The following is a 10482-nucleotide window of genomic DNA, read 5'->3' on the forward strand; positions in this document are numbered from 1 at the left end:
GCGGGGGTGGGGGCCGCGGCCCCCACCCCGTCACGCCGGCATGCTCAGCAGCGCGATCGGGTCGGAGGTCGGCTGCTTCGAACCGCCGGCCGGCTCGACCGTGATGCCCACACCCGCCGCCCCGTCGACGGCGCCGTCCATCAGCACCGCCTGACTGGTGCTGCCGGGATCCATCAGGCCCGCCGAGCGCATCGTGCCGTGGTCGTCGAACCAGAGCTGGTACACCCTGCCCCGCGGCGGCTCGGCCATGCCGGAGGCCAGGAAGACCGCCCGGTCCTGGCGTTCGGAGACGACCAGCGTCCCGCTCGCCCCGTCCGCCAGTCGCGCCGTGCGGGACTCGGCGTCCGGTGCGGCGAGCACCCCGGCGAGGGTCTCGGCCCGCCGCTCGGCCTGCGCGGCGCGCTGCCCGGCGTCCTGGGCCCGCTCGTACTGCCACACCGCCGTGCCGCCGAGCCCCGCCGCGGCTGCCACGCAGGCCGCCAGCGCCCACCGGGCCAGGCCGCGCCCCCGGGGCACGACGCGGCGCGTCCTCTCCGCCGTGCCACCGCCCGGCGGGACCTGGCGCACCGTGGTGACGCGGTGCAGCACCCGGTCCTTGAGCGCGGCGGCGGGAGTGACCGTCGCGGCCAGCCCCAGCCGGGCCGTCGCGGCGGCGAACTCCCGGGCCTCCTGCTCGCAGGTGGCGCAGCCCGCCAGATGGCGCTCGAAGGCCTCCCGCTCGTCGTCGGGCAGCGCGTGCAGGGCGTAGGCGCCCGTCAGGCTGTGCAGGTCCTCGGTGCGCATCACGCGCTCACCCCCAGGCAGTCACGGAGCCGGATGAGACCGTCGCGCAGCCGCGTCTTGACCGTGCCGAGCGGCAGCGCGAGCGCCTCGGCCACCTGCCGGTAGGTCAGGCCGCGGTAGTAGGCGAGGGTCACGGACTGGCGCTGGATGTCGGTCAGGGTGCGCAGACAGCGCCGCACCTGCTCCCGCTCCAGGCGGGTCTCCACCTGCTCGGTCACCTCGTCGTACTCGGGAGTCCGGTCGAGCAGCGCCGCCTTGTGGTCGCGGGCCGCGGCGGCCTCCACCGACCGCACCCGGTCCACGGCCCGCCGGTGGGCCAGGGTCAGGACCCAGTTGATCACCGTGCCGCGCTCCGGACGGTAGCGGGGCGCCGTGCGCCACACCTCCACCAGCACCTCCTGCGCGACCTCCTCCGACTGCGCCTGGTCGCGCAGCACCGCCCGGACGACCCCGAGCACGGACCCCGCCACCGCGTCGTACACGGCGGCGAAGGAGTCCTGATCGCCCAGGGCCACCTCCCGGATCAGCTGCTGCAGATCGGGCTGGGACGATGGATTTCTGCCGATGTGTACGGCTTCCTTCACGACGGTTGCTCCAAAAGAATGCGCGACGGGCGGGGATGTCCCCGCGTAATCCGGGGCCGCGCGGCCCGCGGATTGGTCGCGGGCCACGCGAAGCCGCGGTGACCTCGTCCGACGCACACCCTCCCACGGGCGACACGGGTACACTGACCACGTTCGCGTTCGATCGGGCTCCTGAGGAGCGGGAAGACAGGGAGGTGAGGTTGATGACCGTGCTCGACGCCGTCCTTCGCGATGCCCGGATGTCCCTCGCGGTCTCCCACGCGTCCCGACCGGCGGCCTGACCCCGCCTCCCACGAACGCAACCCCAGAAACGGATTCTCATCCCGCCATGTCCTCTTCCCGTTCTTCCTGGAACACCCGCGCCGAGACCGGCGCCGACGTCCCCGTCATCCGTGACATCGTCCGGGCCGCCTTCCCCACGCCGGAGGAAGCCGCCCTCGTCGACGCGCTGCGCGCCGATGCCGGGGCGTGGATCGAGGGTCTGTCCCTCGTCGCGGTGGACGACACCGACCGGCCCGTGGGGCACGCCCTGCTGACCCGTTGCCACATCGGGGACGGTCCGGCTCTGTGCCTGGCGCCCGTCGCGGTCCGGCCCGAGCACCAGAACAGCGGCGCCGGTGCGGCCGCGGTCCGGGCCGCGCTCGTCGCTGCCGAGCGTCTCGGCGAGCACCACGTCGTCGTCCTCGGGCACCCGGAGTACTACCCCCGCTTCGGCTTCGGCAGGGCCTCCGCCCACGGCATCGGGCTGAGCATCGACGTCCCGGACGAGGCCCTGATGGCCCTCACCCTGGACGCCGCCCACCCGCTGCCCGCCGGAACCGTCCGGTACGCCGCGCCGTTCGGCATCTGAACCGACACTCCGCGTGGCGGTGGGAGCTTCTCCCGCCGCCACGCGGCCTTTTCTCGGCGCAACCCCTTGACCCGACGCCCGCGGTCCTTCACATTGCTTGTTAATGCGCATTAGGTAATGCGCATTAACAAGCTTTGAGCGACGGAGCGACGGAGAGGAGCGGTGGTGGCGAAGGAAGCCGCAGGGCGGGCGAGGCCGGGGAGGGCCCCCGCGCCGGCCGGCCGGCGGGCCCGGCCGAGGCAGGCGGAGGTGGCCAGGCTCGCCGGCGTCTCGCAGGCGACGGTGTCCCTGGTGCTGTCCGGGCGCGACCTCGCGACCGGCCGGCCGATCTCGGCGGAGACCCGCGCCAAGGTCCTGGACGCCGCCCACAGCCTCGGCTACGTCCCCGACCCGGCGGCCAGCCGGCTCGCCGCCGCGCGCAACAACCTGCTCGGCGTCTTCAGCTTCACCGCGACGTTCCCGACCGACGTCCGGCACTCGTACTACCCGTTCCTCGTCGGCGTGGAGCAGGAAGCCGCGGCGCAGGGCTACGACCTGGTCCTGTTCACCGGGTCGAGCACCGGGGGAGCGGGCGCCGGCGGTGCGGGCGCCCTCAACCGCGTACGGCTGGCGGACGGCTGCCTCTTCCTGGGCCGCCACGCCCCCGCGGACGAACTGCGCCGGCTGGTCGCCGACGACTTCCCCGTCGTCCACGTCGGCCGCCGCGACGAGCCGGAGGGCCTCGCCTGGGTGGGCGCGGACTACGTCAGCGCCAGCCGCGAGGTCGTCACCGCGCTCGCCGGGCTCGGTCACCGGCGCGTCCTCCTCGTCCGCGAGGACGACGACGCGCCCGCCTCCACCGACCGTGAACGCGGCTTCCTGGACGGGCTCGCGGCGAGCGGCCTGCCCGCCGGACCCGACGCCGTCTTCCGCTCCGGCGACCCGCGCGGAGACCTCACCGCCGACCGGGTCCGCGCCTGGGTGGCCGACGGCGTCACCGCCTTCGTCGCCGAGGAGACCGACACCGGCGCCGCCTGGCGGGCGCTGCGCGCCGCCGTCGACGCGGCGGGCCTCGACTGCCCCGGCCAGGTGTCCCTCGCGCTGCTCGGCAGCCCGCCCGCCGACCTCGCCGACGGACCGGCGCCGATGGGCTTCGACATCCCGCGCCCGGCGCTCGGCGCGGAGGCCGTACGGCTGCTCGCCACCCGTATCGCGGGCGGTCCGGCCGAGGGCACCCTCGTCGCCTGCGCCTTCAGAGCGGGCGCGACCGCCGGCCCCCCGGCCGTCCCCTGAACCCACCCCACCCACAGAACCGACCGCACCACCCAAGGAGCAGCAGCGTGATACCGGAACCCGACATCCTCGTCGTCGGCGGCGGCCTCGGCGGCGTCGCCGCGGCCCTCGCAGCCTGCCGGGCCGGCCGCAGTGTCGTCCTGACCGAGGAGACGGACTGGATCGGCGGCCAGCTCACCAGCCAGGCCGTGCCGCCCGACGAACACCCGTGGGTCGAACAGTTCGGCACCACCGCCACCTACCGGCGCCTGCGCGAGGGCATCCGGCAGTACTACCGCCAGTGGTACCCCCTGCGCGCCGAGGCCGCCGCCCTCACCGACCTCAACCCCGGCGCGGGCCGGGTCAGCAAGCTCTGCCACGAGCCGCGCGTCGCGCTCGCCGTACTGGAGGGCATGCTCGCCCCGCACCGGGCGGCCGGACGCCTCACCGTCCTCACCGAGCACCGGCCGGTGGCCGCCGAGGCCGACAACGATGTCGTACGCGCCGTCACCCTGGAGAACCTCCGCGACGGCACCCGACGCACCGTCCCCGCCCGCTACGTCCTGGACGCCACCGAGACCGGCGAACTGCTCCACCTCGCCGGCGTCGAGCACGTCAACGGCGCCGAGTCCCGGGCCGAGTTCGACGAACCGCACGCCCCCGACCAGGCCCAGCCGGGCAACCAGCAGGGCATCACGGTCTGCTTCGCCCTCTCCCACCACGAGGGCGAGGACCACACGGTCGACCGCCCCGCCGACTACGACTTCTGGCGTGACTACAAGCCCGACTTCTGGCCGGGACCGCTGCTCGGCTTCGAGGCCCCCGACCCGCGCACCCTGGAACCGGTGCCGCGCACCTTCGAACCCAACCCCGACCTCGACCCGCTGGCCGTCAGCGCCGACCAGAGCGCGGACGCGGGCGACAAGGAACTGTGGGGCTTCCGCCGCATCCTCGCCCGCAAGCTGCACACCGACGGCGCCTTCGACTCCGACATCACCCTCGTCAACTGGCCGCTCAACGACTACTGGCTCAAGCCCTACATCGGCCAGGAGGCCGAAGCCCTGCGCGAGGCACGGCAGTTGTCCCTGTCGGTGCTCTACTGGCTGCAGACCGAGGCGCCCCGCACCGACGGGGGCACCGGCTTCCCCGGACTGCGCCCGCGCCCCGACGTGACCGGCACCGCCGACGGCCTCGCCAAGGCGGCCTACGTCCGCGAGTCCCGCCGGATCAAGGCCGTCACCACCGTCACCGAGCACGACGTCTCCATCGACCTGCTCGGCCCCTACGGCCGCACCCGCCACCGCGACTCCGTGGGCGTCGGCAACTACCGCATCGACCTGCACCCCTCCACCGGCGGCGACGGCTACGTCGACATCGGCTCCGTCCCCTTCGAGATCCCGCTCGGCGCGCTCGTCCCGCGCCGGGTGCGCAACCTGCTGCCGGCCGGCAAGAACCTGGGCACCACCCACATCACCAACGGCTGCTACCGCCTGCACCCGGTGGAGTGGAACGTCGGCGAGGTCGCCGGAGCCCTCGCCGCCCACTGCCTCGCCGAGGACGTCGAGCCGCACCAGGTGCAGGCCGAGGACAAGAGGTTCGAGGAGTTCGCCAGGGTGCTCGACCACGACGGCGTACAGCGTCACTGGCCCGACGTCAGGGGCTACTGAACGACCCCGCGCGGGACGGGAGTCGGGCGGGGCAGCACCACCTGCCCCGCCCGGTGACCGCCCGCGCGTGGACCGACCCAGCACAAGGAGGTGCCCGGACATGACCACCCACCGCATCCGCGTCGGCATCGACGTGGGCGGAACCTTCACCGACGCCGTGGCGGTCGACGCCACGACGCTCCGGCTCGTGGGCCAGGTGAAGGTCCCCACGAGCCACCATCACGAGGACGGTGTCGCGCACGGCATCGTCGAGGCGCTCGACCGGCTGCTGACGCAGACCGGACACGCACCCGCCGACGTGGCCTTCCTGGCACACGGCACGACCCAGGCTACCAACGCCCTGCTGGAGGGCGACGTCGCCACCGTCGGCCTGCTCGGCATCGGCACCGGCGCCGGGACGTACTTCACCCGCAGGCTCGCCACCCTCGCCAAGCTCGAACTCACCCCCGGCAAGCGGCTGCCGCTGCACTACGCGCACGTGCCCGACCCCGAGAACGCCCCCGCCGTACAAGCCGCCGTCGAACAGCTCACCGCCGCCGGAGCCCAGGCGCTGGTCGCCAGCGAACCCTTCGGCGTCGACCGGCCCGAGGGCGAGGAGGCGGTCGCGCAGGCGGCCCGCGCCACCGGCCTGCCCACCACCGCCGCGCACGAGATCACCTCCCTGTACGGGCTGCGCAAACGCACCCGCACCGCCGTCGTCAACGCGGCGATCCTGCCGCGCATGCTGGCCACCGCCGACCTCGTCGACGCCTCCATCACCAAGGCGGGCGTCACCGCCCCGCTGATGGTGATGCGCTGCGACGGCGGAGTGATGTCCCTGGACGAGATGCGCCGCAGGCCCCTGCTGACCGTGCTGTCCGGTCCGGCCGCCGGGGTCGCCGGCGCGCTCATGCAGGAACGCGTCAGCGAGGGCGTGTTCCTGGAGACCGGCGGCACCTCCACCGACATCAGCGTCGTCAAGCGCGGCAAGGTCGCGGTACGGCACGCCGTGCTGCTCGGGCAGACCTCCTACCTCAACGCCCTCGACGTCCGCACCGTCGGCGTCGGCGGCGGCTCCATGGTCCGCGTCTCCGGCGGCCGGGTCACCGGCACCGGACCGCGCAGCGCGCACATCGCCGGGCTGCCGTACGCCTGTTACGCCGACCCGGCCGACCTGCGGGACGCCAAGCTGACCACCATCAGCCCGCTGCCCGGAGACCCCGCCGACTACGCCGTCCTCGACGCGGCCGGCGGCCGGTTCGCCCTCACCATGACCTGCGCCGCCAACGCGCTCGGCCGGGTCCCCGAGGGCGACTTCGCCCACGCCGACCCGGACACCGCCCGCGCCGCGCTGGCCCCGCTCGCCGCCGCCCTCGGCACCGACGTGGACACCGCGGCCGCCCGGCTCCTGGACGCGGGCACCGACCAGGTGAAGTCCGTCGTGGACGACCTGGTACGCGAGTACCGCCTCGACACCGACACCGCCGTCCTGGTCGGCGGGGGCGGCGGCGCCGCCTCGGTCACCCCGCACCTGGCCGCCCGCACCGACATGACCGGCCGCATCGCACAGCACAACGAGGTCATCAGCCCCATCGGCGTCGCCCTCGCCCTGGTCCGCGAACAGGTCGAGCGGATCGTGCCGGGCGCCACCCAGGAGCAGATCCTCGCCGTCCGCGCCGAGGCCGAGCGCGCCGTGGTCGAACAGGGCGCCGCCGCCGACGGCGTCGAGGTCGAGGTCACCGTCGACCCGCAGACCAACGTCGTACGCGCCATCGCCACCGGCGCCACCGAACTGCGCACCCAGGACCGGTCCCACCGCGCCGACGACGCCGAGCGCCTGCGACTGGCCGCCACCAGCCTCAAGACCGACCCGTCGAAGGTGCACGTCCTCGCGGGCACCCCCGCCCACACCGTGTACGGCACCGAGGTCCACCGCCGCTTCCGGCCCGTCCGCCATCCGGTGCGGGTCGTCGACGCCGACGGGGTCGTCCGCCACCACGCGCCGGACGCCCGGGTCGAGGCGACCACCGTCGCCGCCGCCCCCGAGGTGCTCGCCAAGCTGGTCACCGAGAACACCTCCTACGGCGACGGAGGCGTCCGCGCCCCCGCCGTACGGCTGCTGCTCGGCTCCCGCATCGCCGACCTCTCCGGCGTCCTGGACCCGCAGCCACTGCTGGCCCTCGCCCGCAGCGAACTGCGCTCCCGCGCCGCCGACGAACCGGTGGTCGCCGTACTGGAGGTGCGCGAATGAGCGTGTCACAGGCCCTGGTGACGGACGGCCTCGCCGCCACCGACGACATCGGGTGGGCGGTGCGGCTGCTGGCCGCCACCCCGACCCACGAGCACCGCGACCCGGAGCTGCTGCGCCGGTGGGCGCGGGCGGCCGACGCCTTCGGCGCCGCCCTCGCGCCCGTCGCGTGCCGGGCGCGGATCGTGGAGCGCGACGGCGGCCTGGAACTCGGGCTGCTGGCCCGGTACACCTCCAGACCGCCCACCGTCGAGCTGTACACGGACACCATCGACCTCGCCGAACGGGTCGTCGACGCCCGCGGCTGGCGCGCCTGGTACCCGCCCGGGTCCGTGCGGGCGGCCGCCCTCGCCCACGAGGCGGTGCACGTCCACCTCCACCACGGGCCCGCGAAGGCCGCCCTGAAGCGCGCCCTCGGCCACAGCGCCCTGCGCCTGGGCCGGCTGCGCGTCCCCGGCCACGTCGCCGGGGCCGAGGAGGTGGCCGCGCACGCCTACGCCCGCACCGTCTGCGGACTCGGCCGCAGCCCCCTGCTGCTGACCGCCGCCCTGGCCGCCGAGACCGAGGCCGGGACCCAGTCCGGCTCCGCGAACGGGAGCAACCCACCACCCGCACGTGACGCAAGAAGAGAGAACTGACCCATGGGTGTCGTCATCCTCCTCGTCATGGCGGCCGGCGTCGCCGCGATGCTCACCCGCAAGCTGCCCACCGCCTTCGCGCTGGTGCTGCTGGCCGTGGTCATCGCCTTCCTCTCCGGTGCGCCCCTGACGGGCAAGAACAGCGTCCTGGACACGGTGCTCCAGGAGGGCGCCCCGGCGCTCGCGGCGACGATGGTCGCCATCATCCTCGGCTCCTGGCTCGGCAAGCTGCTCGACGAGACCGGCATCGCCGGCACCCTCGTCCGCAAGATCGTCGAGTTCGGCGGCGACCGGCCCACCGTCGTCGCCCTCGGCGTCCTCGCCGTCTCGGCGCTCGTCGGCACCGTCACCGGCTCCGCGCCGGCCGCGATGCTGGCCGGGATCATCGGCATCCCCGCGATGGTCGCGGTCGGCGTGCCCAAGGTGACCGCCGCGGGCACGGTGCTGATGGGCATCGCGGTCGGTGTCCCCTTCGAGCTGCCCGTCTGGCAGTTCTTCTCCACCGCGCTCGACCTGCCGGTCGACACCGTCCGCGGCTTCATGGTGAAGCTGTTCCCGTTCGCCCTGGTCGCCGCCGTCGCCTACGTCGTCATCGAGAACCGGCGGCGCGGCACCGAGCACGCCTGGTCCCTCAAGTCGGTCTCCGCCCGCCCGTCCTCGCGCCGCGAACGCCTCGGCGACGCACCCTGGTACGCGCTGCTCGCCCCGGTGATCCCGCTGGTCCTGGCCCTCGGCCTGGAAGTGGCCATCATCCCCTCGATGCTGGCCGGCGTGCTCTACGCGCTGGTCACCACCACCCGGCCCGGTGAGATGAACAAGCGGCTGCTGCGCACCCTGTACGGCGGCTTCGAGGTGGCCGCGCCGCCGCTCGCCCTGTTCGTGGCGATCGGCATCCTGCTCGCCGCCGTCAAACTCCCCGGCGCGGTGGACGCGCTGGAGCCGCTGATGAAGGCGGTCAGCCCGCAGAACCCGGTGCTGTTCGTCGTCGTCTTCACCGTGTTGGTGCCGCTGTGCCTGTACCGCGGCCCGCTCAACGTGTTCGGGCTCGGCGCGGGCATCGCGGGCGTCCTCATCGCCACCGGCATCTACCCGGCCGTCGCCGTCCTCGGCATGGCCACCTCGTACAACCAGGTCTTCGGCGTCGCCGACCCCACCAGCACGCAGACCGTGTGGGCCGCGCAGTACGCGGGCGTCAGCCCGCAGCAGGTCATGGTCCGCACCCTGCCCTACGTGTGGCTGGTCGCCCTCGGCGGCATGTGCGTCACCGCCGCCCTGTACCTGTGACACATCCGTACGTGTGACATCCCCCCTCACCCAGGAGACGACATGCACGAGCCGCACCTCGACCGCCGTCTGTTCCTGAAGGGCACGGCCGCCACCGGCGCCGCCCTCGCGCTGGGCGCCACCGCCGTGCCCACCGCCTCCGCCGCACCCGGCGGATTTCCCGACTACACCTACGTCCGCACCCTGCTCACCCCGTCCCAGCTCGCCTACAACCCCACCGGCGAGATCATCTTCCCGACCGTCCGCGGCGTCTACGACCGGCTGCCCGCGAAGGGCCGGCTGGGCCGCTACCACCTCTACTACGCCCCGCACGACGCCCCCGGCGGCATCTGCCTGGCCTACGGAGACTCCCTGGAAGGACCCTTCACGGAGTACCCGCACAACCCGATCGTCTCCAACAGGTGGTCGCCGCACTACTCCGTCAGCCACGTCTCCTCGCCGCACGTGATGTGGCACGCCGGGCGGAAGGAGATGTGGCTGTACTTCCACGGCGAGAACACCACGACCAGGCTCGCCCGCTCCACCGACGGCATCCACTTCACCTACGACAAGGTCGTGCTGAACACCTCGATGCTGCCGTCCGGCACCACCGAGACCTCCTACGCCCGGGTCTTCCCCCACGAACTGCCCTCGCGCGGCGCGCACTACGTCATGGTCTTCATGGTCAACAACACCACCAACCACCGTGACATCGGCTGGGGCTGGTCCGCCGACGGCCGCACCTGGACGTTCGCCCAGGAACCCCTGGTGCGCCACGGCGACGTCGGCGCGGTCAACGTCGGCGGCCCGCACCTGCTGCACCGGGACAACAGCACGTACGTCGTCTACAACAAGGACAAGGAGAGCGGCGGCGACCTGATGATCACCGAGGTCGGCAACGATTTCTCGCTCCGCAGGCACCTCGGCGTCTTCTACAACTCCCGCTCCTCGGCGCCGGAGAACGGACGCGCGGCATCCCCGTCCTTCGGCACCGACCGCGGGGTCCCGTACATGATCTACGAGGCGGGGGAGCGGCTGGCGGGTTCGATCGCCATGGCCCGCGGCTGACCCCGGCACACCGCCGCACACGGCAGCGGGGCCGCCCGTCCGGATCGGACGGGCGGCCCCCCCGGGGGGGACGCGGGGGGCCCCCGGGGCCCGCCCCGGGGGCGGTGCGGGGGGGGCCGGGGGGGGCCCCCCCCCCCCCGGGCCCCCCCCC

9 protein-coding genes are annotated in these 10482 nt (G+C 74.1%); 7 read left to right on the forward strand and 2 right to left on the reverse strand.

Translation table 11 applies throughout. The features are described from left to right. Nucleotides 1-30: 30 nt before the first annotated feature. Complete coding sequence (locus ACFV9J_RS22580; RefSeq protein WP_385356630.1) at nucleotides 31-783, reverse strand: anti-sigma factor domain-containing protein; 753 nt, start codon at nucleotides 781-783, stop codon at nucleotides 31-33. Beyond that, nucleotides 783-1367, reverse strand: coding sequence for a sigma-70 family RNA polymerase sigma factor (locus tag ACFV9J_RS22585; protein WP_361002269.1), 585 nt, complete (start codon nucleotides 1365-1367; stop codon nucleotides 783-785). Before ACFV9J_RS22585 ends, ACFV9J_RS22580 begins: the two co-directional genes overlap by 1 nt. A 328-nt stretch (nucleotides 1368-1695) precedes the next feature. On the opposite strand from ACFV9J_RS22585, the gene ACFV9J_RS22590 reads away from it, so the two are divergent. The 7 genes from ACFV9J_RS22590 (at nucleotide 1696) to ACFV9J_RS22620 (ending at nucleotide 10331) form a co-directional block, all read left to right on the forward strand. Then, on the forward strand, nucleotides 1696-2217 hold the full coding sequence (locus ACFV9J_RS22590; RefSeq protein ID WP_385356631.1) for a GNAT family N-acetyltransferase: 522 nt from the start codon (nucleotides 1696-1698) through the stop codon (nucleotides 2215-2217). A 249-nt stretch (nucleotides 2218-2466) separates the two neighbouring features. Next, nucleotides 2467-3489 carry a LacI family DNA-binding transcriptional regulator gene (locus ACFV9J_RS22595; protein ID WP_385356632.1) on the forward strand — a complete coding sequence of 341 codons (1023 nt, stop codon included), beginning with the start codon at nucleotides 2467-2469 and terminating at the stop codon, nucleotides 3487-3489. 47 nt (nucleotides 3490-3536) lie between these two features. Next, a complete protein-coding gene (locus tag ACFV9J_RS22600) occupies nucleotides 3537-5135 on the forward strand; it encodes an FAD-dependent oxidoreductase (protein WP_385356633.1) in 1599 nt (532 codons plus the stop codon). Between the two features lie 100 nt (nucleotides 5136-5235). After that, nucleotides 5236-7365 carry a hydantoinase/oxoprolinase family protein gene (locus tag ACFV9J_RS22605; protein WP_385356635.1) on the forward strand — a complete coding sequence of 710 codons (2130 nt, stop codon included), beginning with the start codon at nucleotides 5236-5238 and terminating at the stop codon, nucleotides 7363-7365. Further along, the gene (locus tag ACFV9J_RS22610; RefSeq protein ID WP_385356636.1) at nucleotides 7362-8000 is read left to right on the forward strand and encodes a hypothetical protein; all 639 of its coding nucleotides are present in this window, start codon (nucleotides 7362-7364) and stop codon (nucleotides 7998-8000) included. Before ACFV9J_RS22605 ends, ACFV9J_RS22610 begins: the two co-directional genes overlap by 4 nt. A gap of 3 nt (nucleotides 8001-8003) precedes the next feature. After that, nucleotides 8004-9284, forward strand: coding sequence for a TRAP transporter large permease subunit (locus ACFV9J_RS22615; protein ID WP_361002252.1), 1281 nt, complete (start codon nucleotides 8004-8006; stop codon nucleotides 9282-9284). 42 nt (nucleotides 9285-9326) lie between these two features. After that, nucleotides 9327-10331 (forward strand): twin-arginine translocation signal domain-containing protein, encoded by a 1005-nt coding sequence (locus tag ACFV9J_RS22620; RefSeq protein ID WP_385356637.1) that lies wholly within the window; start codon nucleotides 9327-9329, stop codon nucleotides 10329-10331. Nucleotides 10332-10482 lie beyond the last annotated feature (151 nt).

Origin of the sequence: Streptomyces sp. NPDC059906, from assembly GCF_042730645.1 — a bacterium.
Lineage (GTDB): Bacteria > Actinomycetota > Actinomycetes > Streptomycetales > Streptomycetaceae > Streptomyces > Streptomyces rubrogriseus.

Bases quoted from the DNA above. Each gene is read 5' to 3' on its own strand.
- ACFV9J_RS22580 (WP_385356630.1), bottom strand. From the start codon at position 783: ATGCGCACCGAGGACCTGCACAGCCTGACGGGCGCCTACGCCCTGCAC.
- ACFV9J_RS22590 (WP_385356631.1), top strand. From the start codon at position 1,696: ATGTCCTCTTCCCGTTCTTCCTGGAACACCCGCGCCGAGACCGGCGCC.
- ACFV9J_RS22605 (WP_385356635.1), top strand. From the start codon at position 5,236: ATGACCACCCACCGCATCCGCGTCGGCATCGACGTGGGCGGAACCTTC.
- ACFV9J_RS22610 (WP_385356636.1), top strand. From the start codon at position 7,362: ATGAGCGTGTCACAGGCCCTGGTGACGGACGGCCTCGCCGCCACCGAC.
- ACFV9J_RS22615 (WP_361002252.1), top strand. From the start codon at position 8,004: ATGGGTGTCGTCATCCTCCTCGTCATGGCGGCCGGCGTCGCCGCGATG.
- ACFV9J_RS22620 (WP_385356637.1), top strand. From the start codon at position 9,327: ATGCACGAGCCGCACCTCGACCGCCGTCTGTTCCTGAAGGGCACGGCC.